Here is a 23,894-nt window from a genome sequence, read left to right as displayed (position 1 = left end):
ACGGTAACCAGCTTCTTGCAGTTCCCCTGCTGCAATTCCTAAAACTTTATCAGCCCTGAGCTATGGACAATCCCTGGTTCATAAGATATTTACTGGAGCTGAAAGCCGTAGCATTGGCTTCATATCCTCTCTGGGCATCAATGAGGTTTGTCATCTCAGTTACGATATCTACATTGGGATAGGTGACATATCCGAATTCATCAGCATCCGGATGTGACGGATCATAAACCATCTTGTAATCTGTCCAGGTGTCATCCCTTACTGAAGAAACCTTTACACCACGTCCACTGTAATGATCCAGTCTCTCATTGAGAATCTTTGAAAAGGGAGTCTGCGTTCCTTTCTCAGAAAAGGTGACTACCTTTCTGGTATATACATCCCCGGTGGCATCCCTTGTAGTATTGGCATTAGCAATATTCTGGGAAATAATGTCCATACGGAAGCGCTCCGCAGTCATGCCTGAAGAATTGATATTGAATGAATCAAAAATATTACCTGTACTGATCATAAGCTACTCCTCTATAAACGCCGGTTTATATCTGCCTTAGTCCGGTCGGATACGGATACCGTAAGTTCCTGAAGAACGTGCGCTAACGGTATTTGGCACCTTACTGGCCTCTCATGGCACTTTGCAGATTTTTGAACTCCGATTGTATGCCAAGCATAACGCCCTGATACTTGATCTGGTTCGCAGCCAGAGTAACATTCTCTGTATCAATATCAACGTTATTGCCATCCATTCTATAAGAAAAATTAGAATAGTCAGTATATGGTCTTGCTTTAAGTCTGCTAATCTTAAGACCTGAAACCTTCGCATCCATTGTCTTGTATCTGGAATTCCCAAGTGCTCTCTCAAGTTCTCTCTCAAAGGCAACGTCCTGTCTCTTATAACCGGGAGTATTGACATTAGCCAGGTTATTGGACAAAACCTCATTCCTTATCCAGGAAGCGTCAGCAGTCTTATCAAGTACATTAATATAATCATATGCATTACTGTTGATCATATGCCCCCTCCTTGCGCATAACAAACCTAATTTACCTTTTAATCCTTACTATCATATTAAAATGATTTTGTGCAAATTACAAGATATTTAGGAAAAATAGTACTTTATATTGTGCTTTTGTAACACCAAAGCACAAGAATTAGTTTTAATTATGTTCTTAAAATTTAACTGTGTTATATCGAAAAAGGATTTATCCAAAACAGATAAATCCTTTCATCAATTCACATCCTGCATATTATATTTCGGCTGTTTGCCGGCATACTATTACATCTGTGCCTTAAGTTTCTTTATTTCATCAAATACCACGTCATTTAATACTTTAATGTAGGTTCCCTTCATACCTGATGATCTTGACTCTATAACACCTGCGCTTTCGAACTTCCTTAGTGCATTAACTATTACACTTCTGGTGATACCTACTCTGTCAGCGATCTTGCTTGCTACAAGCACACCCTCCATTCCGTTTAGTTCATCAAAGATATGTATGATAGCTTCCATCTCCGAGAAGGAAAGGGTGCTTATTGCGGATTTAACTACCGCAAGCTTTCTGCTCTCCTCTGCATTCTCCTCATTGACAGCCCTTAGCATCTCAAGTCCCACAACAGTGGTTCCATACTCGCACAGGATAATATCGTCTATATCGTATGGCTCATTACATTTATAGATAAAAAGTGTACCAAGTCTCTCCCCTGCAATCTCAATAGGAGTTATGATAGCCTGATATTTTCTCATATCAACATCTTCAAATCCTAAAGTTTCCAGGTTTACATTTTCTTTTGTAGACAAAACAGTAAGAAGTCTTTCATTGAGCATCGGATCAATAAAGCTTCCCACATCATCGACAAGCATCTCACCAAGCGAATCCACAGCAGATGTTTCTCCAATTCCCAGAACTTTTCCTTTTCTGCTTATAACAAGCATATTAGAATTAAGAATATCGCACAAAACCGTACAAATATCATTAAAAACCACTTTACCGGAATTGCTGTTGTGCAAAAGTTTACCAATTTTTCTGGTTTTATCCAAAAGCTGTACGCTACTCATGAAAAGAAACTCCTTTTATCTGAAAACGTTTGACAATTTATACAAATGTACTACAACTAATCAGATTGTAGCACATAATATTGTTTACATCAAAGCAATTTGTACATATTTTAATTAAAATTTAATGAATATACACTACAAAATACACCTTTAAAGGTAAAATTTCAAAGAAATTATCTAAAATACAAAAGTAGCTTACACAGATACAACTCCGATAAACTTTCAGGAAGCTCCTCTTTTGTACCATTATGTACAATTTATGTAATAAAAAACAGCCTATGATTTCTCATAAGCTGCTTTTGAAATACATATATTTATTTACATAAAGGCATGAACCTGATGATCAATCCTCATCATCCTTATTTCTGTCCTCAATGTAACCACATTCAGGATCATTGCAGACAAGTTTGTTATTCTTTATAAGCATAAGCCCTCCACATCTGGGGCATGCTTTCTTAGAAGGCTTCTGCCATACCATAAAGTCACATTCAGGATTATCTATGCAGCCATAGTAGAGACGGCCTTTTCTTGTTCTCTTAAGAACAATGTCCTTTCCACACTTAGGGCAGGAAACTCCTGTCTTTTCATAATAAGGCTTTGTGTTCTTGCACTCAGGGAATCCCGGACAAGCAAGGAATTTACCGTGAGGGCCATATTTAATGACCATATTCCTTCCACAGTTCTCGCAGACAACATCTGTAGGCTCATCCTGAATCTCAACCTTTTCAAGTATCTTCTGAGCACTCTCAACCGCTTCTGCAAGATCGGGATAGAAATTCTCAACAATGGTCTTCCACTTAACATTACCTTCAGCAACACTATCAAGAAGCGTCTCCATGTTAGAAGTAAATGTAACATCAACAATCTGAGGGAATGCTTCATTCATCATTCTGTTTACTGCTTCACCAAGCTCTGTTACATAGAGGTTCTTGTTTTCCTTGGTGATATAGTGTCTTGCAAGAATCGTTGTGATTGTAGGTGCATAAGTACTTGGTCTTCCGATTCCGAGAGCTTCGAGGTCATGAACCAGAGATGCCTCAGTGTAATGAGGAGCAGGCTGTGTGAAGTGCTGTTTCTCCTCAAAATCCTGGAGCTCAAGTTCTGAATTCTCATCAATTCTCTTAGCAAGTGTATTCTTTTCAATCTGATCATCTTCATCTGTGTACACATTCATGAAGCCGTCAAATACTGTTCTTGAAGCTGCAACAGTGAAGCGATGCTCACCGGCATCAATTTTCACAGATGTAGTTTCGTATTTTGCAGGTGCCATTCTGCTCGCCATAAATCTGCGCCAGATAAGCTGATAAAGACGGAACTGATCACGACTTAAAAATTCTTTGACAGCAACAGGTGTATTATTTACATCTGTAGGTCTAATTGCTTCGTGAGCATCCTGAATCTTCGCGCTTGATTTTCCACCCTGTATCTTTTCGGAAAGATACTCTTCGCCAAAGGCTTCAGTGATGTAATTCTGCGCTGCAGCCTGCGCTTCCTCTGAAATTCTGGTGGAATCTGTACGCAGGTAGGTGATAAGTCCGACGGTACCCGCCTTACCCATATCTATTCCTTCATAAAGCTGCTGAGCTGTTCTCATGGTCTTCTGAGTTGAGAAATTCAGTGCCTTTGAAGCTTCCTGCTGCAACGTTGAAGTTGTAAAAGGAAGGGGCGCTTTTTTGCTTCTCTCGCCCTTTTTAATCTCTGTTATGCTGAATTTCTTGCCCTTAAGATCCTTCAATATCTCATCAAGCTCAGCCTTAGAAGCTATATCGACCTTTTTCCCGTTCTTTCCATAATAATGTGCTACGATAGGTTTCTTCTCACCCTTAACCTTAAGAGTGGCATCCAGCGACCAATACTCCTGAGGAATGAATGAATTGATCTCATCCTCTCTGTCACAAATAATCCTAAGTGCTACTGACTGCACTCTTCCGGCACTGAGGCCTCTCTTGATCTTTTCCCAGAGAAGAGGTGAAATCTGATATCCCACCATTCTGTCCAGAACACGCCTTGCCTGCTGTGCATCAACAAGATTCATGTCTATATCTCTAGGATGCTTCATTGCTTCCTTAACTGCCGTCTGTGTAATCTCATTGAAAGTAACTCTTGAAAAGCGGTTAGGATCATCAAGCTTAAGTGCTGTCATAAGATGCCATGAAATCGCCTCACCCTCTCGGTCAGGGTCAGTTGCGAGATATATGTGGTCCGCATTCTTAGCAGCCTTTCTGAGTGCTGCAAGAACGTCTCCTTTACCCCTTATAGTAATATATTTAGGCTCAAAATCATGCTCAATATCAATTCCCATCTGGCTTCTGGGCAGATCACGTACGTGTCCGTTGCTCGCTGCGACCTCGTACCCATTGCCAAGGAATTTCTTAATTGCCTTCACCTTTGTAGGAGACTCCACTATAAGTAGATTCTTTTTCTTAGTTGCCATAAATGCCCCTCTTAAACTCAGTAATTTTTGTTCACCATGCGCTCATAAATAAGCAACATAAAATGATTAATAGTAGAAACAGATACTTATCCGTTCCATAGTTTCGTAATATACACCAAATGAGTAGGGTTTGCAACTAGATTAATTATAGTAGGTATTTAATTGTTACTGTTCAGACAGCTCTGCGCACTTGCTGCGCTGAGCGTGAGAATGTTCTACGTCTTGAATATAGGATTTGCCCCTTTGCCGAAGGCAACTGGAATGGGCAAATCCAGTTGCTGTGAGCACCGTAAGGTGTGAACAGTAACATTTAATTCAGAACACGAATTAGGGCACCGATCCTTCGATCAGTGCCCTCTAGTTCTGAATTTCCAATGGACTTGTCTCCTTTTCTGTTTATTATATCAACGAATCTTCCATCAAAAACCACGTTGCGCATCGTGTTTTTTCTTTGACCACCGGCATCCGAATTACTCGCCGTTCCTATAGTCCAATGATTCGTTAGTAAAATAGAACGAATAGAAGAGATCGAATCGGTGAAGCACACGCCGCCTCATCTCACCTTCTATTCTCAAAACAGATAAAACTCTATTGTTATACCTCCGGTAAAGCACGCGCTACCTTTGCTATCACTGAGCTCTTATCTGCTCGTCTGTTGGTAATATGATAATATCAATATCAGGAATAAATGTCAATACATTTTAGCATTATTTATTTATTATTTTGATAATATTTCGTTATTCGTAAATTAGTCACTATTTTCAGTTAATTCTGCTCAATTGAATGATATTTTCACCTATTTTTAAATTTTGTTTATCAAATAACAAACTATCCCATATTTAGAGTTTTTAATTTCAATTATCCTATATATAGTACTTAGTATTGTCACCTTGTTTTACAAATTGTAGTTGACAATGCATACAATTCATAATAATCTAGCATTGTCACCTGCTATTAAAAGTAAATCAGGGTGACAATAAACTATTTACTATTTCAAATTCATAAAAAAATACTGGAAAGAAGGGCTAAAAATGAACGAAGAAATGAACAACAACCAGGCGGCTGTACTGGAGAACAGACAGTCAGCATCAATCAAGGACTTATGCTTTATTGCAGTTTTCACAGCAATCATATGTGTCTTGTCACAGATTTCCATTCCCATGCCTGCAGGCGTACCAATGACACTTCAGACACTTATCATTCCACTTGCAGGAATTATAATCGGTAAAAAGAAAGGAACTTATTCAACACTTCTGTACCTTTTACTTGGAGCGGTTGGTATTCCTGTATTTGCCGGCTTTAGCGGCGGTATCGGAACACTGCTCAGTCTTACAGGCGGATTCCTGATCTCCTTCCCTGTACTGTCATTCACAGCAGGTCTTGGTGATGAAATCGGAATCAGACTCAGTCGTAATAAAGGAACTTCAAAAACTTATTTATATTATGTTTTACTGGTGCTAAGTCTTGTTATTGGTGCTACAATCAATTATGTATTCGGAACCGTTTGGTTTATGGTTGTTTCAAAAACATCATTTTTAGCAGGTCTTGCAGCATGTGTTATTCCTTTTATTCCTACTGCAATTCTTAAGATTATAATTGTTGCAATCCTCGGTCCCGAACTCAAAAAAAGACTGGCATCTGTTTTACAATAATCGATTCTTAATCATACAGATGCAAAGAGGATATGAATAATGCCGGACACAAAGAGTAAAGTTTTAAAATATCTTGAAGATAACAGAGGACAGTTTTCCTCCGGAGAAACAATAGCAAGTGAACTTAATCTTTCAAGAAACAGTGTCTGGAAAGCGATAGAAGCCCTGCGAAGAGAAGGTTTCCGGATTGAAGCCGCATCCCGCAGGGGTTATTTTTTGTCCGGAAAAGCAGACAGAATCTCAAAAGATGAGATTTCTCTATACCTCGATAAAAGTATCAACATCAATGACATAACAATATACGAAACCTTGGAGTCAACAAATAAGACAGCAAAATCCGCTGCAGTCCTTGATGCCAGACATGGAAGCGTTATCATTTCAGAGATTCAGTCAAATGGCACTGGTAAAAGAAAAAGCAGTTTCACGTCTCCAAAGGGTGGCATATATATGAGTATAATACTGCGTCCTGAGAATCTTTCTTTTTCAAACTGCTCTCTCATCACGCCTCTTACGACAGTCTGTATATGTAAAGCACTTGAAGCTTCGGCGGGTCTTTCTCCGTCAATTAAATGGATGAATGAGATTTACCTTAATGATAAAAAAGTCTGCGGAATCCTTACAGAATCAGGTGGTGATTTTGATACCGGTGATATGCAGTATGTGGTTGTGGGAATAGGCATATATTTTAGTTCCGATAGTCTTATTGAAAATGCGAAAAGTCCGGTAGGAAGTCTTTTTAAAAGCGGCGAAGAACCCATCTCAAGGAATGAACTGATCGCATATATTCTAAATGAACTGCTCTCTTCATCTAGTTTTGAAAAATACTCAGATCCCGAGTTTATCATTGCAGAATATAAGAAAAGATTAAAATCTCTTGGCAAAACAGTAACCGTTAATTCCGGTGAAGGTACTTATACTGCCAAAGCAATTGATATAGATAAAAACGGAAAGCTAATAGTTGAACTTCCCGATAAAACAACTAAAACCTTATCCTCAGAATATCTGTCCTGAGGATAAGGTTTTCTGTTTTTAGAATATTGAATTTATTTAAACTCGGTATTCGTATTGGCCATGTCTTTGCAAAAACGCAGAAAGAATCTTGCCTTTGATTTATCTTGCTCTTTGCATCATTTCTCTTAAATTATCAGGAGAGAATGAATATGCCTTCTTACAGAACTGGCACTTAATTTCTATATCTTCTCCCTCTGAAGAAAGGTCTTCAAGTTCCTTTTTGCCAAGAAGGATAAGTGCTCTCTCAACTCTGTCTCTGTCACATCCGCAGTGATATGAAACAGGTCTGTTGTCAGTGATTTCATAATCAAAGCTTTTAAGAACAAGCTCAAGAAGATCCTCAGGTGTTTTACCATCTCTAAGGATATCAGTAACAGACTTCATCTCCTGAATATTACTCTCAAGCTTACTTATTACCTCTTCAGAAGCTCCGGGCATAAGCTGTACAATGAATCCGCCTGCCTCCATTATTGAAAAGTCATTCTTAACAAGTACGCCGAGACCTACAGATGAAGGAATCTGTTCTGACTCAACAAAATAGCAGGTAAGGTCATCAGCAATTTCACCTGAAAGGAGCTGAATTGTTCCAACATAGGGGTCCTTAAGTCCAAGATCTCTTGTAACCGTAAGAGTACCGTTACCCACTGCTCCTCCTACGTTTAGATGCCCGGCTTCATTATTTGGAAGCGCAACTTCATTGTTTCTGACATATCCTTTAACCTGTCCCTTGTTATTGACAGTTGCAAGAAGACCTCCTATCGGTCCATCTCCTTCTATAGAAATTGTCAGTGCATCCTTATCATTTTTTAACATGTCCCCCATCATAAGCGCACCACTCATAAGTCTGCCTAATGCTGCACTGCATATAGGACTTAAATCGTGGATTTTTCTCGCCTCTTCCACAAGATTTCTGGAAGTGATCGCAAACGCTCTTATCTGTGCATCTGCAGCAGTTGCTCTTACCATGTAGTCTCTGTATTCCATGTATTCTCCTTTAATAACGACAATTTACTATCTGGCTAAGTCCGTTCGGATGCCAGTACGGTTCTTACTTCGTTTATGGCCGGCACCAGACTCCTTATTGATAAACAAATTGTGCGCTAACGGTTTTTATTCAAAAATTTACCGGCCCATCTCAGTTGAAACAGGTCGGTAAATACTTTTACAAACTTCAGTTTCTAAACCTGCCAATCATTTATGCAAGGCTGGCAGTTATTATAGCCATTGAGTAAACTTCAATAGCGTTGCATCCTCTTGAAAGGTCATTGATCTGTGCATTAAGGCCAAGAAGGATAGGTCCATATGCCTCAAAATTGCCCATACGCTGTGCAATCTTATAGCCAAGGTTACCTGCATCAATATTAGGGAAAATGAAGGTATTTGCATGGCCTGCAACAGGTGAATCGGGAGTTTTTACTCTTGCAACCTTAGGTGATACTGCAGCATCGAACTGAAGCTCACCATCGATAGGAAGATTAGGATATTTCTCCTGTGCCTTCTTAGTTGCATTCTGCATCTTGGTTACGGAAGGGCTCTTAGCAGATCCTTTTGTTGAGAATGAAAGGAAAGCAACCTTGGGGTCAACGCCGAATGCCTTAGCACATTCAACTGTCTCTCCACAGATCTCAACGAGCTCATCCTCTGTAGGATCGATATTGATCGCACAGTCACCCATTGCTATTACTTCATTGTCCCCTACTGCAGAAGGACGAACAAGGATAAAGCAGGATGATACAACTGTATTTCCGGGCTTAGTCTTAATGATCTGAAGTGCAGGACGTACAGTATCAGCTGTTGAATATGTTGCACCGCCAAGGAGACAGTCTGCCTTCTTCATCTTAACAAGCATGGTTCCGAAATAATTAGCCTGAGAAAGAATCTCTCTTGCCTGCTCAGGAGTCATGCCCTTACTCTTACGAAGTTCAACAAATTCATTAACCATAGCCTCAAAATCTTCGTAATTTGTAGGATCAATTATAACTGCGCCTCTTATATTATAGCCTTCATTTTCAGCTGTCTTATTAATTCTATCAGGACTTCCAAGAAGGATTGGCTTTAAAAAATTGCCGGCAAGCAATCTGGAAGCTGCTTCTAATATTCTGGGATCTTCACCCTCTGTAAATACAATAGTTTTTGGGTTTGCCTTAAGCTTGGAAATCATTTCTCCAAAACCGTACATTTCTATTCCTCCTATAAATATGAATTGATTAACCTGATTAGGTTATAAAATGTGTAGTAAAATATTTTACAAATTATCAAAATATTGATTATGCGTTAAGATTATATACCCAAAAGATAAATATACTCAAGAATAGATAAAAAAATATCAATGTCAATCATAAATTTAATCAATTATTATAAGGTGATAATTAACAATGTTAAAAGAATGATTTTCAAATAATGGTGAAAACACGGTGGATAATTATGTAAAAAATGGCAAACAAGACAAGAAAGAATGTCGCTTGCGACATTCTCGCGCCGAGCGCGGTTGCTGAAGGCAACATATTCCTATCGCGCGAGTGCGCATCCATAGCGGAGCGCTTTTTATCATATAGGAAATCCAACGGAATTTCCTATATGATAAAAACAGCCGCATATTATCTATGCGGCCGCCTTGTTACACATTATATGTCAATTGATCAATCCGGAAGTTCAATCTGCTTACCATCTCTATGCATTGAGAATTGATCCATAGGATAGTTCTTAAGGTTCTCAAGTACTTTTCTTCCATCAGCTTTTGCAAGAAGGCTTGCTCTTGCCTTGGTGATCTCCATCTCAGTCTTATGCTTTGAAGGACCACCTACACAGCCTCCGGGACATACCATACCTTCAATGAAATCATCAGGGAACTTATTCATCTTGAGAAGAGTAAGTGCTTTCTTACACTCAATTCCTCCTGCTGCACGATGAAGCTTTAATTCTCCGATGTCCTGTCCTCTCTCCTGCATGCACTCGATAACTGCATTAGCAACTCCGCCGCTTGTAGCAAAGCGCTTACCCCAGATTGAAGACTCCTGATACTCATCCTCAACAGGCTCAAATTCCACATCCTTGGATCTCATAAGTGCTCTGAGTTCACCGTAGGTTACAACGTAATCTGCATTGTTCGGAACATCAGGATCCTGAGCCTCTGACTTTTTAGCAATACAAGGTCCTACGAAAACTGTAACACAACCGGGATGTGTAACTTTTAAATATCTTGAAATAGCACACATAGGTGATACAGTTGATGACATATTGTTCTCATACTGCTCAGGGAAGTGCTTCTTAAGCATGTTGATAAATGCAGGGCAGCATGACGTAGTCATCTTCTTACCTTCAGCATATGCTTCTGCCCATTCCTTAGACTCATAAGCAGCAGTCATATCTCCGCCAAGACCAACTTCAACCATATCTGAAAATCCGACTTTTACAAGTGCCTTCTTAACAGATGCCATGGTTATGTTCTCACCAAACTGACCTTCTGTTGCAGGAGCGCACATAGCAATTACTTCTTTACCTGACTTGATAGCATCGATTATCTGAACAAGATATGTCTTTGAACCGATAGCTCCAAAAGGACAGTTGTGTATGCAGTGTCCGCAGTTTATGCACTTGCTCTCGTCAATTTTGCAATATCCATACTCATCATATGTGATGGCACCAACAGGACATGCTTTATGGCAAGGACGCTCAAGATGAACGATTGCGCCATAAGGACATGCCTTTGCACACATACCGCATTCCTTACACTTTGCAGGATCAATATGCATTTTCATGTCACCGGGATGAATCGCATCAAATTTACATGAATTGAGACAAGCCTTTCCGATACAGAAGCGACAGTTATCAGTTACGGAAAATGCTGAAATAGGACATTCATCACATGCAGGGTCGATAACCTGTACTACATTATCTGACTCCTTGTTATATGTTGTGCTCTGTCCGCATGCCAGTCTGATTCTCTGACGTACAATCTCGCGTTCCTTATATACGCAGCATCTGTACTCCGGTTTCGGACCGGGAGCCATCTCATATGTCAGAGTATCCTTATGCTCCTCATCAAGTTCGCCCTTCCATGCCAGGCGGCAAACCTCTTCCATAATCTTGTGCTTAAAACTTACTAATCCTTTGTCATTTGTTACCATTGAAATCTCCTCTATAAATCATAGTTTTACCTGTTTACAAACTAATACGTCTGCAAAAATCCAGCCCTTCCATATCATGTGAAGTTATAAGAAGCGGATTCCTACCCTGCTTTTCGCGAATATACTCTATCGCTTTTTTTCTGTTCTCACTATCAAGTCCTGTGAAAGGCTCATCCAGTATGAGCATATCTGTAGGGATAGAACATGCCCTGACGATAGCCACTCGTCTCTTCATCCCTCCTGATAGCTGTGATACAGGTTTATCGATTGAATCCTCAGGTAAGAGTCTTAGTAACTCCTGCCTTGCAACCTTCACTGAATTTTTGCTGTTTACCATCACAACATTCTGAACAGCTGAAAAATCCTCACAAAGTCTGTTCTCCTGAAAAACAACTCCCGCATTCAAATAAGGATACTTGTAATCACCCATGAAATGGACTCTTCCACTGTCCGGTTCCTCAAGGCTGAGCAGTATTCTTATCAAAGTCGTCTTCCCACTTCCGGACTCGCCGGTTATAACGTATGAATGGTCCTCTTCTATCTCAAGGTTAAAACCCTTAAGTACGTTAAGACTGCCATAGGATTTACATATATTCTCCAGATCGATTGTCATCTCTGCACCTCCTTAGCGTCATTAGCCACAGAGAAAGCTCCGGGAATAAGTATTTTCCTAATAAGGCTTATCAATAAATAAAAAATTCTCTCCACTATCCATGATGCTAATACTATAGTAAACGTCCAGGCAAAAACCTCAGCTGTATCCAGATTTATCTTTGACCTGTACAGACCATTACCCATTGTCATAAGTGGTTGTCCGATAACCTCAGCAGCAGCTCCGCTTTTGAATCCCATGCCCACCGCAACTGAAAACGCTCCGATATATGAAGGTATAAGAGCAGGAATATAAATAAATCTTATCTTATTTATTACCGGCATTCTGTATACATGAGCCATTTCCAAAAGTTTTTTATCAGCGGCAGTAAATCCGCTTGTGGTTGCAAGGTATATTATAGGAAATACAACAAGAGTTACTATTACAGTTGATAGGTTATCACTTCCTATCCATATTAATATAAGTACCACAAAACTTGCAACAGGAACTGACTTAAGCACTGTAACTATCGGAGATACAAAATCTCCAATCAGTTCAAATTTAAGTGATATTCCTCCCAGGACTATTCCTATAAGAGCCCCAAGTGCTATCCCGGCAACAATATGCAGTACAGATGTCACAACCGATGACTGAAAATCAGCGGTCCCTGCCATTCCTGCCAGAGCCGCAGCAGCTTCGATCGGACCTGCTAAAAGTATTTTGTTATGAATGAGGATTGCTATAAGCTGCCATACTATAAGCCAGCATATAACAATACCTGCCTTTTTTATTTTCTTCAAACCGTTCCCTCAGAAAAAGTTTAATTTATTTGCTCAATGTATAAAAGTCATCCTCAGGAAGCTTTCCGCCTACTGACTTGGGATCCTGATCAAACAGAACCTGAAGATAACCTGAAAGTGCTGTCTTTGCAGCTTCATCACTAATGCAAACGATATTGCACTCAGGTAAAGCCTTCTTTGCTATCTCAGCCTTCTCAATTATGCCATATTCCGCAACTAATTCTGCTGTAGTATCTACATCGGAAACAGCTTTTTCAGCGCTCTTTACATGATCTTCAAGAAAAACATTTACAGCATCTGCATTTTCACTTAAAAACTCATTTCTTACTACTGTTACACCTGTAAGAAGCTTTGAACCGTCAGATACTGCATCCCATTCATCTGTAAGTGAGAATGCAACTGAAATAGAATCATTTTTTGCAGTTGCCACTGTTACAAAAGGCTGTGGAAGGATTGCCACCTTTGTAGCATCCTCATTTAAAATGGCTGCTATCTCAGTAGCCTCTGACTTAAACTCAATGTTGCAGTCTGTCACTTCATTTTTATCAAGAAGATATCTCAATACATATTCAGGAGATGCTCCCTGACCTGTAGTAATTACTGTCTTACCTGCAAGGTCTTTTACACTCTTAACAGTTTCATCACCTGTTACGCAGTAAAGCACTCCGAGTGTATTAATGTCTACAAGACTTACATCGCCCTCTGTCTTGTTATAAAGAACTGAAGCCATATTTGCGGGTACAAGTGCGATATCAATGTTACCTGCAACGATTCCTGCCATAAGCTCATCGGGCTGAGTAGCCATAGTGAATTCATATTTTCCTTCTGACTCTCCGTTTTCAGAATCCTTCATAAGATTAACAAGTCCCATGGTTGTGGGTCCCTTAAGAGAACCTACTCTGACAAGAGCCTCAGAAGTATTATTATCTTCTGCATCATCAGTATTTTCAGCAGTTTCTTCTACAGCTTCAGATGTCTCGTCTGCTTCAGATTCTTTTGCTGACTCATCAGTCAAATCTTCAGAGCTTTCTGTATCTGCATTTTCTTCAGAAGAAACCTGCTCAGCTTCTTCTGCTTCATTATTCTCATTTTCAGTTTCTGCCTCATTTGCAGCTTCCTCAACTACAGCAGCTTCCTGAACAGACTCCTGTTGTAATGAATCTGCAGATGAATTATTGCCACATCCGGTCAGCACAGATACGCTGAGCATCAACGCGCTTACAATAGATAAATATTTTTTCATCATATCTCCTCATTTCAATTACACTATATAAACCATCTTCATTACATAAACCAAAGTATTATACCATATTCTCCTATATCCCCTCAACGTATTATTTATGTTTGACGCAAATGCGCAAATTTGTTATTTTATAGAAAGTAAAAGGGAGTAGTTACCATGCATATGCATGTAACATTCATCCGTCAGTACGGGAAGATGTTTCCCCGGATATGTTGTAATTAACGAGACTTTTACTGCATCATCTGCAGTAGTTGTCTCTTTTTTTAATGCAGATAAGAAAATAAACATACTGAAAGGAATTAAAAAATGAAAACACTAGCAATTATCTTATTTGTAGCCATGTATATCGGGCTTATCGCATTTCCAAAAAGGCGTGCTTACATAGCACTGTTAGTAGCCGCAATCTACATTGTAACCGGAATCCTTCCATTTAACACGGTTTTACAGGTCGTTGACTGGAATGTTCTCTTAATGATTTTTGGCACACTGCTTCTGGTCGATTATTTTATCGAATCAAAAATGCCAAATCTCATAGCGGATCATCTTCTCGATCTTGCTCCTAATGTAATGTGGGTTACAATTTATATGTCCCTGTTCTCAGGTCTCATATCTGCATTCATTGACAACGTTGCCACACTTCTTATGGTTGCACCTGTAGGTCTGGCTATTTGTAAAAAGCTCAAGATCAATCCTGTTCCGATGATCATTTCAATCGCAGTATCATCTAACCTTCAGGGTGCAGCAACACTTGTTGGTGATACAACTTCCATTATGCTTGGTGCTTACGCCAAAATGGACTTTAACGATTTCTTCTGGATGAACGGCAGACTTGGTATCTTCTTTGCAGTTGAGCTTGGTGCTCTCCTTACCGTTCCGATCATGATGTTCCTTTTCAGAAAGGATAAGGAGCCTGTATCAGCAGAAGAAAAGACTGTCGTAACAGACTATGTTCCTACAATCATGATGATTGCACATGTTGTACTTCTTATGGCAGCATCATTTATTCCGGATAAGCCGGAGATCACCAATGGTATGATCTGCCTCATCTGCTCACTTGTAGGAATTGTTTGGGAATATCTCAAAGATCATAATACAGAACGTATTAAAAATGTTGTTAAGAATCTTGACTATGACACAGTTCTTCTTTTGACAGGATTATTCATGGTTATCGGCGGCGTAACACATATGGGACTTGTAGATGACCTCGCTGCTCTCATAGTTAAGGCCGGTGGAAACAACCTCTTCGTTCTGTTCACTATAGTTGTTTGGGGATCAGTTCTCATCTCCGCATTTATTGATAATATTCCTTATGTTGCAACTATGCTTCCTGTTCTTCAGGGTGTTACAGCATCACTTGGAATTGCACCATATCTTCTTTACTTCGGACTTCTGTGCGGTGCAACTCTCGGCGGTAACATAACTCCTGTAGGTGCAAGCTGCAATATCGCAGGTGTTGGAATGCTCAGAAAGGAAGGCTATGAAGTAAGCTTCAAGGACTTCACAAGAATCGGTATTCCTTTCACTCTGGCTGCTGTTATAGGCGCGTATGTATTTCTCTGGGCACTCTGGAGATAAAGCTTCAAAAGTATTTTGCAAACCCGCATTTAGCTCGAATAACACCCCGCTAAGTGCTCTGCTTAAAGAACAAAGAGTCGCTCGCGACTCTTTGCGCGCTGGTGCGCGCAAGCTTTAGCTTGCAAAATTCATCTGCGCACCAGTCGCATCCATAGCGGAGCGCTTTTTATTCAATAGGAAATCCGAAGGAATTTCCTATTGAATAAAAAAGAACTTCCTTAAGATTTTAAATCCAAAGGAAGTTCTTTTTTAGATTAATTCAAAATGCTTCATAGCATTCCAAATACCGTCATTATCAAGTGATGTCGTGATGTAATCCGCAAATCCGGTAAGGTCATGATATGTTTCACCCATACCGACTCCGACCCCTGCAGCAATCAGCATTTCTTTATCATTTATACTGTCTCCAAAAGCGAAAGTATCAGCTATATCTTCACCTAAAAGATCACATACTTTTTGGATACCGACGCCCTTGTTAAAGCCTTTTGGCACCATTTCAACGACCTTATCAGAATGAATTATAAAGTCATAGATATCTGACAGTTCATCATAGCAGGCATTTCGCTTTTTGGCAGGAACATCTGTTGCACATGAGATCTTCTGTATCTCCCATAATCCCCAGTATTCATCTATGCCTCTAAGACGCTCTCCCATCTCTTCTATTAGCTTATCCCCATACATGTCACCCTTAAAATCAGACAATTCCAGATAAGAATAATTAGGACCCTCAAGAATAGGTTTGAATCCATATTTTCTAACTGTATCAACAGAGTAAATTGCATCCTCAGCCGGAAGAAGACGATTGAATACCACCTTTCCGTCATACTCTATCATGGTTCCGCAGGAAGAAACTATACCGTCAAACCCGATTCCAAGAAGATTCTTATTAGTGACGAAGGATCTCGCCCTGCCGGTATTAATGAAACATTTATGCCCATTTTTCCTGGCAGTGCGAATCGCTTCTATAGTTTTATCACTTATTTCATTCTTGTAATTCCAAAGAGTACCATCTATGTCAAAAAACAAAACCATTATAATGTTACCTTTTTAAATGACTTCTTGCCCTTCTTGACCATAACACCATCACCTGCAAATGTTTCCTTAGTATATGTGGTCTTAAAGTCTGTTACCTTCTCATCAGCAAAGGTAACGCCGCCCTGCTGAACAGCTCTTCTAGCTTCGCTTCTTGTAGGACAAAGTCCTGAAGAAACAAGTACCTGAAGTATATCAACTACTCCGTCTCTGAAGTCCTCTTCCTTAAGAGATACTGCAGGAACATTAGCAAGATCTCCGCCACCTGCAAAGAGTGCTCTTGCGCCGTCCTGAGCCTTCTGAGCTTCCTCTTTTCCGTGCACAAGCTCTGTAAGCTCAAATGCAAGGATTTCCTTCTTCTCATTTATTCTGGAATCATCCCATTTCTCCATCTCCTCGATTTCTTCGATAGGAAGGAATGTAAGCATCTTAAGGCACTTATCAACATCAGCATCATCAACATTTCTCCAGTACTGATAGAAATCGTAAGGTGATGTCTTCTTGGGATCAAGCCATACTGCGTTGCCTGCTGTCTTACCCATCTTCTTACCCTGAGAATCTGTAAGAAGTGTGATTGTCATAGCGTGAGCATCCTTACCAAGCTTTCTTCTGATAAGCTCTGTACCGCCAAGCATATTGCTCCACTGGTCATCTCCGCCAAATTCGAGATTGCAATCGTAATGCTGGAACATGTAATAGAAATCGTAGGACTGCATGATCATGTAGTTAAACTCAAGGAATGAAAGGCCCTTCTCCATACGCTGTTTGTAGCACTCAGCACGAAGCATGTTATTAACTGAGAAACATGCACCAACTTCTCTTAAGAGCTCAATGTAGTTAAGGTTCATAAGCCAGTCAGCGTTATTGAGCATCATAGCCTTGCCTTCGCCAAAATCAATGAATTTCTCCATCTGCTTCTTGAAGCACTCAGCATTGTGATCGATGTCTTCTCTTGTGAGCATTTTTCTCATATCAGTTCTTCCTGAAGGATCACCGATCATTGTTGTACCACCACCGATAAGAGCAATGGGCTTATTTCCTGCCTGCTGGAGTCTCTTCATCAAAGTAAGAGCCATGAAATGTCCTGCAGTCAGGCTGTCTGCTGTGCAGTCAAAGCCAATATAAAATGTAGCCTTTCCTGCATTTACGAGTTCTCTTATCTGCTCTTCATCTGTTACCTGAGCAATGAGACCTCTTCTTTGTAATTCTTCATAAATCTGCATAAAGCACCTCCGTTTTCTGGCAGAAGGCAATAAAAAACCGCCTCCCGCAATCTAATAATGATTACGAAGGACGGAATAATAATCCGTGTTACCACCTTCATTTACATACAGTTCACACTATATGCCTCAGCAAGTACTAAAGATTAAAAATCTCTTCATACTCTTCCGACTGACGCTCGGTTCTCGTCACGGCTTACTAGATATATGTCATTCTTCCGTGCAGCTCCCGGAGGTATTCATTTTCAGTCCTCTTCCGCGCCTCTCACCAAACGGCAACTCTCTGTGGTCGGTACTAAAAACTACTTATTCCGTTCATAGCCTTTAAGTAACTATTATCTCCATTTTTTCTTAATTGTCAATATAATTATAAAACCCTGCAATCCAATTTGCGGATTGCAGGGTTAATAGAAATTCTTTTATCAAACACAGGGCTCTATAATGCCGCGCCAAGTGCTTTATAACAATTAAAGTCTTGTCCAGATAGAAAGATTCTTCATCTTCTTTTTAAACATTACAGAATTTGTGATAGGTGTATTACCATGCATGAAGTTAGTAATCTTTGTGCTGTTTGAGCTAACTTCTTTGCTTGCACCTGCCGTACCTACAAGGATGTTTCCTTCGTTTTGACTAGGATAAATAATATCATAATTGATTGAAACATTTGTCTGGATTGTATAGTTAACTCGCCAACCTGCAGCTGTCTGTCTGAAAACCTTTGAGCTGGAATCTGATGTATAAGAGCTTACCTCATAAAGCTTTCCGGCAAGGTTGCTGTTATTGAAAGCAATTCCTGTATTAGCATCCATTACAGTTGAGAAAAGTTTGTTGTTTGCATAATGGTACTTGCTAGCCTTGTAAATCTTAACAACGTTATTCTTGATCTTATTCTGAGTTGCCTTAGGTAAAGAACATCTCATTACTACCTGTGCCTTCTTAGCAGGAGTTATAGTTCTGCCAAAGCGGTAATATCCGTCCTCCTTGCTGACTGTAGAGAAGTTAACCTTAACCTTCTGAAAGCCGATACCGGGGAAATATGTCTTGATTGTGTAAGACTGACCAGCCTGAGCACTTGTGTTAATCTTATCTGATGAATAAGCAGCAGCGCTTGCTGTCTGAGGTACTGCAGCAAATGTTAATGCAAATGTAAGTACCGTTCCGATGAGTGTTTTAAAAATCTTTGTTTTTTTCATACTTTTCTTCTATCCTCCATTACTAAAAAAATTCACTTTACCAGAAGCATCCCTCGTCATGACTTCCGATTAATCCCAAACGCAGGATTTTTAATATCGCAAGTGAATTTAATAAAAAAACATGCGTAAAGTATAATAACACAAAATAACGAAAAATGTAATATTTAGTGAAATTATATTTCTACGCATGAATACAATTATTTTAATATATATCCCTGAGCAAACCTAAAGTTGGTAGAAAATATTCATAACATTTTACCATCCCTGAAGGTCATTCTCGTCCTTTTTATCTCTGCTCATCAGATCTATACCGGCATCTGTTGCTGACTTGTGATTGAAGAGAACTTCATTTATCTGTTCCACAATCGGCATTTCAACCTCATACTTTTTCGCCAGTTCCAAGGCAGCTGCAGCGCTGTTTATTCCCTCTACAACCATCTTGACTTCACTTATAGCTTCCTCAGCTGTCTTACCCTGCCCGATAAGGATTCCGGCTCTTCTGTTTCTTGAATGCATTGACGCACAGGTAACAATGAGATCGCCTATTCCGGATAATCCGGAAAAAGTTTCAAAGTCCCCTCCCATTGCAACGCCAAGTCTTGACATCTCTGCTATTCCTCTGGTGATAAGTGCTGCCTTGGCATTATCGCCATACCCGAGTCCGTCACAGATTCCAGCAGCAAGGGCAATAACATTTTTAAGCGCAGCGCCAATTTCTATTCCAAGCATATCAGGGCTTGTATAAACTCTGAAAGTATCAGCCATAAATGTGTTCTGCACTATTTTCGCAGTTTCCTTTGAAAATGCGCTGACAACGATTGAAGTAGGAAGGTTCTTGCCCACCTCTTCCGCATGGGAAGGTCCTGAAAGTACAGCCACATCACTTCCCGGAAGCTCATCCAGAATAACATCAGACATAAGCATCAATGATTCTGCTTCAATTCCCTTGGAACAGTTCACGATGATCTGATGTCTTTCATCCTCTGCTACGAGATAAGGCTTTATTTTCCCACAAACCTCTCTCACTGCAACTGAAGGTACTGTAATAACGATCATGTCCTTATCCCTCAGTGCAGTTTCCATGTTATCAGTAATCTTAATATCGCCGTCAAGGATTACTCCCGGTAATTTATCCTTATCCTCTCTGTCATTACGGAGCTTTTCAACAGATTCCCTGCTTCTTCCCCACATTGTGACCTCTGCTCCGTTCTTCCACAGTCTCCATGCAAGTGCTATTCCCCAACTTCCGGTTCCTATGACTGCTATACTATTATTATCCAAAATTAGTCTCCCTCTGAAAAATTAGTCGATTTTGTTTTTCTTGAAAATATAAGTTTTTCTCTCTTCGCCCTTTATAAGTTTACCAATATTGGTTCTGTGCTGATAAAAAGCAAGAACTGTCATGGCAAAGGCAAGAATATACATTTCTATAAGGCATCCCTGAGGTAACATCCCAAGCATTCCCATTTGCCCTTCTACTATCAGCTGAATAAAGAAAACAGCATAAAGGCAAAGTGATCCAAGTGATACAAAATGAGTAATATTAAATGGTATCAAAAATGCTAAAAGTGATCCAATCACAAATGTAAATTTAAATGCCACTATGTAACCAAAGGTGCAGGCGATACCTTTTCCTCCCTTAAATTTGATATAAAAAGGAAAATCATGTCCAAGTACACACCCTGCAGCAGTATAAATCTTCAAGAGATATTTCATATCATTATAATCAGCACCAAGAAATTTCTGACTGACAATTGAAGAAACAACCACTGCCAGAATGCACTTAAGCATATCTCCAAAAAGCACTATAAATCCTGCTTTGGCTCCAAGAACCCTTAGTGTATTGGTTGTTCCGGCATTACCGCTCCCCACACTTCTAATGTCTACGCCCTTCATCTTGCAGTAAATAACTGCCGTTTGGATAAGTCCAAAGGCGTAACCAATCAATAAACATATTGCTCTTACAATCATACTTCTCCCCTAGCTTTTAAGGCTATTATTTTTTATCATTCTTTTCATTATTTCTCTCACGGATGATGAAACGCAAAGGAGTCCCCTTAAAGCCGAAAGATCCGCGAATCTGATTCTCTATATATCTTGTATATGAAAAATGCATCAGCTTTTTATCGTTAACAAAAATAACAAAGGTCGGAGGCTTAACCGAAGCCTGTGTAATATAGTAGAGCTTAAGCATCTTGCCCTTATCTGACGGTGGCTGCTGCATGACAACTGCCTGCATGAGTATCTCATTAAGAACACCCGTTGCAACTCTCATGGCATGATTCTCACTGACAGCATCTATCATATCGTATAACTTAACAAGTCTCTGTCCTGTCTCGGCAGAAATAAATATTATCTCTGCATAAGGCATAAAGGATAATGTATTTCTAACATCCTTTGTAAACTCATTAACTGTCTTATTATCCTTCTCAATAAGATCCCACTTATTAACCGCAATGATTACACCTTTTCCGCGGTCATGGGCAATTCCTGCGATCTTGGCGTCCTGCTCGGTAACACCCTCGTCAGCATTTATAACTATTACTGCAACGTCGGCACGCTCTACTGCAGTAACCGTTCGAAGAATCATGTACTCCTCAAGCTTTTCCTTAACCTTGTTTTTTCTGCGAAGTCCGGCAGTATCAATAAATGTGTACTTTTTGCCGTTGTACTTAACTTCAGTATCTATGGCATCTCTTGTGGTTCCTGCCACGTCTGACACGATCAGTCTGTTCTCACCGCAGAGTCTGTTGATTATTGAGCTCTTTCCTACATTCGGCTTACCTATAACGGCTACTCTTATTGAATCGTCCTCTTCTTCCTCTCCGTCAGAAGCTGTGAAATTCTTGGTCACTTCTTCAAGAAGATCACCGATCCCCTGCTTATTGGCAGCACTTATCGGGAAAGGATCACCTATTCCAAGGTTGTAAAACTCATATACATCCATCGAATCTCTTTTATAACTGTCAACCTTATTAACACAAAGAACGACAGGTTTTCTGGATTTCCTCAGCATATCAGCCACCTGAGAATCCGCATCTGTAAGTCCCTGCTTGACATCGCACATGAAAATAATTACATCCGCGGTCTCAATAGCAATCTCAGCCTGATCTCTCATCTGAGCCAGAATCGTGTCATTTGTATCAGGCTCTATACCGCCTGTATCAACCAGTGTAAAATTGTAATTAAGCCACTCAACATCCTGATAAATACGGTCTCTTGTAACTCCGGGAGTATCTTCTACTATAGATATGTTTTTCCCTGCAACCGCATTAAAAAGTGTGCTCTTTCCAACGTTCGGTCTTCCTACTACTGCAACAATGTTTTTTCTTTTCATATATTACTATCCTCTTCAATCTAAGGGGGTGTACCAATTGCGGTAATTTGACATGAGGAGGGACCCATTTATGGGAGTAGTCCTTATGTCATTTATTCCTTAGGTCAGTCCAATGTTCTCATATTTTATTAGTCATTATCAAAAATAAGTCCCCTGATAAAATCCATTCCCCCGCTTTTAATAATTCTTATCTTCACGCCAAGCTCTCTTTCTATATCAGAGATATGCACGTCATCAAGAAGATAATCTTCTCCTGCTCTAAGTACATTCTGAGGGAGCACAAGGGCTTCACCGAGCTTTTGTCCTTTTAACTGCTCTATTATATCCTGTCCGGTTAAAAGACCCGTCACCGTGATCCTCTCACCGAAAAAGTTATTTGTGATCTCATGAACGTGCACTGTAAGTCCGGGTATCACTTCAGTAAGCTTTTGCGCCATTTCACGGATAAACGGATATATAAGTTTACCACTGGCAGTGGAAACCTCACCCTTTATCTCATCAAGTGAAACACCTTCAATCCCATGCTCCTTAATATCAGCCAGCGCCTCATCAAATTCATCAAGAAGAAGCCTCACCATACCAACACCGTTCTCAAGCTGACCATAATCATCATAGATTTCTGCTCCGGGTATGGGAAGCTGTGCTATCATATACCATTCGTCTGATGCATGTACAAAATGATCCCCATATTCCTCAAAGGATTTATTCTGCCAGTACTCAATTTCCTTTAAAACCTCTCTGGCATCGTCCTTCTCAAATGGTTCTAAGGGATACAATCCATCCCTGTATTTTGATAAACCTACAGGTACAACAGATACGCTCTTAAGATTAGGTCTGTAATTATACAGGTCCGTAAGAGATCTGTGAAGCTCTTTTCCGTCATTTACACCTTTACACAGAACAATCTGTCCGTTTAGCTCGATTCCGGAGCCTTCAGCACATAGCTTATCAACCTTTTTCAAAGCCTCTCCCGCAAAGCGGTTATTGAGCATTTTGCAGCGAAGCTCAGGATTGGTCGTCTGAAAAGAAACATTTATAGGAGAAAGATGGTATTTCAAAATTCTGTCAATGTCGTCATCACTCATATTGGTCAGTGTGACATAATTACCCTGTAAAAATGACAGTCTTGCATCATCATCCTTAAAATAAAGTGTTTCCCTCATACCGGGAGGCATCTGATCTATGAAACAGAATATGCATTTATTACAACAGGACCTGTAATCATCCATCAGTCCGTTGTCAAATTCTATTCCCAGATCCTCATCATAGTACTTCTCAATTTCAAACTCCCACTCTTCTCCATCCGGTTTTCTGACAAGCAGAGTAAGCTCCTCATCCTGCACCATGTACTGGTAATCAAAAATATCCTCTATGGGCTTATCGTTTATTGCAATCAAACAATCCCCGGCTGCAATCTCTAATTCTTCCGCTATGCTTCCGGGTTCAACCTTTTTTATTAAATGTCCATTATTATCCATAGTAAAGATTGTACCACACTTTGCAACTATTAGATACCTGTTACTGTTCACCTTAATGCGTTCACAATAACCATAATACTTTGTTTCATCTTGATTTTCATATAAAGATACAATAAGATAGTAGCGTAAAAATCAGTATGTAAATTTTTAAA

General features: G+C 39.9%; 20 protein-coding genes and 1 other annotated feature. Of the genes, 3 read left to right on the top strand and 17 right to left on the bottom strand.

What is annotated here, in order from left to right:
* Positions 1 to 49 precede the first annotated feature (49 nt).
* From flgC to topA, 4 genes are all read right to left on the bottom strand, one after another.
* On the bottom strand, positions 50 to 508 hold the full coding sequence (gene flgC, locus T501_RS00255; RefSeq protein ID WP_026509970.1) for a flagellar basal body rod protein FlgC: 459 nt from the start codon (positions 506 to 508) through the stop codon (positions 50 to 52).
* 100 nt (positions 509 to 608) lie between these two features.
* The gene (flgB, locus tag T501_RS00250) at positions 609 to 1,004 is read right to left on the bottom strand and encodes a flagellar basal body rod protein FlgB (RefSeq protein ID WP_026509971.1); all 396 of its coding nucleotides are present in this window, start codon (positions 1,002 to 1,004) and stop codon (positions 609 to 611) included.
* A gap of 264 nt (positions 1,005 to 1,268) precedes the next feature.
* Positions 1,269 to 2,048 carry a GTP-sensing pleiotropic transcriptional regulator CodY gene (codY, locus tag T501_RS00245; protein ID WP_026509972.1) on the bottom strand — a complete coding sequence of 260 codons (780 nt, stop codon included), beginning with the start codon at positions 2,046 to 2,048 and terminating at the stop codon, positions 1,269 to 1,271.
* Between the two features lie 343 nt (positions 2,049 to 2,391).
* On the bottom strand, positions 2,392 to 4,482 hold the full coding sequence (gene topA, locus T501_RS00240; protein ID WP_044912601.1) for a type I DNA topoisomerase: 2,091 nt from the start codon (positions 4,480 to 4,482) through the stop codon (positions 2,392 to 2,394).
* Between the two features lie 1,031 nt (positions 4,483 to 5,513).
* Here topA and T501_RS00235 point away from each other — a divergent pair.
* Positions 5,514 to 6,134: a biotin transporter BioY gene (locus T501_RS00235; RefSeq protein ID WP_242845462.1), complete on the top strand. Its 621-nt coding sequence runs from the start codon at positions 5,514 to 5,516 to the stop codon at positions 6,132 to 6,134.
* A gap of 39 nt (positions 6,135 to 6,173) precedes the next feature.
* Positions 6,174 to 7,145 (top strand): biotin--[acetyl-CoA-carboxylase] ligase, encoded by a 972-nt coding sequence (locus T501_RS00230; protein WP_044912599.1) that lies wholly within the window; start codon positions 6,174 to 6,176, stop codon positions 7,143 to 7,145.
* Positions 7,146 to 7,244: 99 nt separating this feature from the next.
* On the opposite strand, the gene hslO is transcribed toward T501_RS00230, so the two are convergent.
* The 6 genes from hslO to T501_RS00200 form a co-directional block, all read right to left on the bottom strand.
* Entirely contained in the window at positions 7,245 to 8,129 is an 885-nt protein-coding gene (hslO, locus tag T501_RS00225; RefSeq protein WP_044912598.1) for an Hsp33 family molecular chaperone HslO, read from the bottom strand.
* Positions 8,130 to 8,340: 211 nt separating this feature from the next.
* Positions 8,341 to 9,324: a phosphate acetyltransferase gene (gene pta / locus T501_RS00220; protein WP_044912597.1), complete on the bottom strand. Its 984-nt coding sequence runs from the start codon at positions 9,322 to 9,324 to the stop codon at positions 8,341 to 8,343.
* Positions 9,325 to 9,784: 460 nt separating this feature from the next.
* Positions 9,785 to 11,272 carry a 4Fe-4S dicluster domain-containing protein gene (locus T501_RS00215; protein WP_026509979.1) on the bottom strand — a complete coding sequence of 496 codons (1,488 nt, stop codon included), beginning with the start codon at positions 11,270 to 11,272 and terminating at the stop codon, positions 9,785 to 9,787.
* A gap of 34 nt (positions 11,273 to 11,306) precedes the next feature.
* Positions 11,307 to 11,885 (bottom strand): ATP-binding cassette domain-containing protein, encoded by a 579-nt coding sequence (locus T501_RS00210; protein WP_044912595.1) that lies wholly within the window; start codon positions 11,883 to 11,885, stop codon positions 11,307 to 11,309.
* Positions 11,882 to 12,664, bottom strand: a complete 783-nt coding sequence (locus T501_RS00205; RefSeq protein WP_044912594.1) for an ABC transporter permease — start codon at positions 12,662 to 12,664, stop codon at positions 11,882 to 11,884. The genes T501_RS00210 and T501_RS00205 overlap by 4 nt, the downstream gene beginning before the upstream one ends.
* A 25-nt stretch (positions 12,665 to 12,689) precedes the next feature.
* Complete coding sequence (locus tag T501_RS00200) at positions 12,690 to 13,910, bottom strand: ABC transporter substrate-binding protein (RefSeq protein WP_242845461.1); 1,221 nt, start codon at positions 13,908 to 13,910, stop codon at positions 12,690 to 12,692.
* A 303-nt stretch (positions 13,911 to 14,213) separates the two neighbouring features.
* On the opposite strand from T501_RS00200, the gene T501_RS00195 reads away from it, so the two are divergent.
* Positions 14,214 to 15,482, top strand: a complete 1,269-nt coding sequence (locus T501_RS00195; protein ID WP_044912592.1) for an ArsB/NhaD family transporter — start codon at positions 14,214 to 14,216, stop codon at positions 15,480 to 15,482.
* Positions 15,483 to 15,731: 249 nt separating this feature from the next.
* On the opposite strand, the gene T501_RS00190 is transcribed toward T501_RS00195, so the two are convergent.
* The 7 genes from T501_RS00190 to T501_RS00160 form a co-directional block, all read right to left on the bottom strand.
* Entirely contained in the window at positions 15,732 to 16,514 is a 783-nt protein-coding gene (locus T501_RS00190; RefSeq protein WP_044912591.1) for an HAD hydrolase family protein, read from the bottom strand.
* Positions 16,514 to 17,737: a tyrosine--tRNA ligase gene (gene tyrS, locus T501_RS00185; protein WP_026509983.1), complete on the bottom strand. Its 1,224-nt coding sequence runs from the start codon at positions 17,735 to 17,737 to the stop codon at positions 16,514 to 16,516. The genes T501_RS00190 and tyrS overlap by 1 nt, the downstream gene beginning before the upstream one ends.
* A 63-nt stretch (positions 17,738 to 17,800) precedes the next feature.
* Positions 17,801 to 18,062: a binding site (T-box leader), on the bottom strand.
* A gap of 139 nt (positions 18,063 to 18,201) precedes the next feature.
* On the bottom strand, positions 18,202 to 18,927 hold the full coding sequence (locus T501_RS00180; RefSeq protein WP_044912589.1) for a hypothetical protein: 726 nt from the start codon (positions 18,925 to 18,927) through the stop codon (positions 18,202 to 18,204).
* 255 nt (positions 18,928 to 19,182) lie between these two features.
* Positions 19,183 to 20,208 carry an NAD(P)H-dependent glycerol-3-phosphate dehydrogenase gene (locus T501_RS00175; RefSeq protein WP_197027896.1) on the bottom strand — a complete coding sequence of 342 codons (1,026 nt, stop codon included), beginning with the start codon at positions 20,206 to 20,208 and terminating at the stop codon, positions 19,183 to 19,185.
* A gap of 21 nt (positions 20,209 to 20,229) precedes the next feature.
* Positions 20,230 to 20,898: a glycerol-3-phosphate 1-O-acyltransferase PlsY gene (plsY, locus tag T501_RS00170; protein WP_044912587.1), complete on the bottom strand. Its 669-nt coding sequence runs from the start codon at positions 20,896 to 20,898 to the stop codon at positions 20,230 to 20,232.
* A gap of 25 nt (positions 20,899 to 20,923) precedes the next feature.
* On the bottom strand, positions 20,924 to 22,264 hold the full coding sequence (gene der / locus T501_RS00165) for a ribosome biogenesis GTPase Der (protein ID WP_026509987.1): 1,341 nt from the start codon (positions 22,262 to 22,264) through the stop codon (positions 20,924 to 20,926).
* 128 nt (positions 22,265 to 22,392) lie between these two features.
* Entirely contained in the window at positions 22,393 to 23,742 is a 1,350-nt protein-coding gene (locus tag T501_RS00160; protein WP_044912585.1) for a DUF512 domain-containing protein, read from the bottom strand.
* Positions 23,743 to 23,894 lie beyond the last annotated feature (152 nt).

Source organism: Butyrivibrio sp. WCE2006, assembly GCF_000701985.1.
GTDB lineage: Bacteria > Bacillota > Clostridia > Lachnospirales > Lachnospiraceae > Butyrivibrio.
Note: the sequence above shows the minus strand (reverse complement) of the source record. Positions and strands in the feature narration are given on the sequence as shown.

What these genes read in the sequence shown, in the direction of transcription:
- flgC (WP_026509970.1), bottom strand. Translation starts at nt 508, where the DNA reads ATGATCAGTACAGGTAATATTTTTGATTCATTCAATATCAATTCTTCA.
- flgB (WP_026509971.1), bottom strand. Translation starts at nt 1,004, where the DNA reads ATGATCAACAGTAATGCATATGATTATATTAATGTACTTGATAAGACT.
- codY (WP_026509972.1), bottom strand. Translation starts at nt 2,048, where the DNA reads ATGAGTAGCGTACAGCTTTTGGATAAAACCAGAAAAATTGGTAAACTT.
- topA (WP_044912601.1), bottom strand. Translation starts at nt 4,482, where the DNA reads ATGGCAACTAAGAAAAAGAATCTACTTATAGTGGAGTCTCCTACAAAG.
- T501_RS00235 (WP_242845462.1), top strand. Translation starts at nt 5,514, where the DNA reads ATGAACGAAGAAATGAACAACAACCAGGCGGCTGTACTGGAGAACAGA.
- T501_RS00230 (WP_044912599.1), top strand. Translation starts at nt 6,174, where the DNA reads ATGCCGGACACAAAGAGTAAAGTTTTAAAATATCTTGAAGATAACAGA.
- hslO (WP_044912598.1), bottom strand. Translation starts at nt 8,129, where the DNA reads ATGGAATACAGAGACTACATGGTAAGAGCAACTGCTGCAGATGCACAG.
- pta (WP_044912597.1), bottom strand. Translation starts at nt 9,324, where the DNA reads ATGTACGGTTTTGGAGAAATGATTTCCAAGCTTAAGGCAAACCCAAAA.
- T501_RS00215 (WP_026509979.1), bottom strand. Translation starts at nt 11,272, where the DNA reads ATGGTAACAAATGACAAAGGATTAGTAAGTTTTAAGCACAAGATTATG.
- T501_RS00210 (WP_044912595.1), bottom strand. Translation starts at nt 11,885, where the DNA reads ATGACAATCGATCTGGAGAATATATGTAAATCCTATGGCAGTCTTAAC.
- T501_RS00200 (WP_242845461.1), bottom strand. Translation starts at nt 13,910, where the DNA reads ATGATGAAAAAATATTTATCTATTGTAAGCGCGTTGATGCTCAGCGTA.
- T501_RS00195 (WP_044912592.1), top strand. Translation starts at nt 14,214, where the DNA reads ATGAAAACACTAGCAATTATCTTATTTGTAGCCATGTATATCGGGCTT.
- T501_RS00190 (WP_044912591.1), bottom strand. Translation starts at nt 16,514, where the DNA reads ATGGTTTTGTTTTTTGACATAGATGGTACTCTTTGGAATTACAAGAAT.
- tyrS (WP_026509983.1), bottom strand. Translation starts at nt 17,737, where the DNA reads ATGCAGATTTATGAAGAATTACAAAGAAGAGGTCTCATTGCTCAGGTA.
- T501_RS00180 (WP_044912589.1), bottom strand. Translation starts at nt 18,927, where the DNA reads ATGAAAAAAACAAAGATTTTTAAAACACTCATCGGAACGGTACTTACA.
- plsY (WP_044912587.1), bottom strand. Translation starts at nt 20,898, where the DNA reads ATGATTGTAAGAGCAATATGTTTATTGATTGGTTACGCCTTTGGACTT.
- der (WP_026509987.1), bottom strand. Translation starts at nt 22,264, where the DNA reads ATGAAAAGAAAAAACATTGTTGCAGTAGTAGGAAGACCGAACGTTGGA.
- T501_RS00160 (WP_044912585.1), bottom strand. Translation starts at nt 23,742, where the DNA reads ATGGATAATAATGGACATTTAATAAAAAAGGTTGAACCCGGAAGCATA.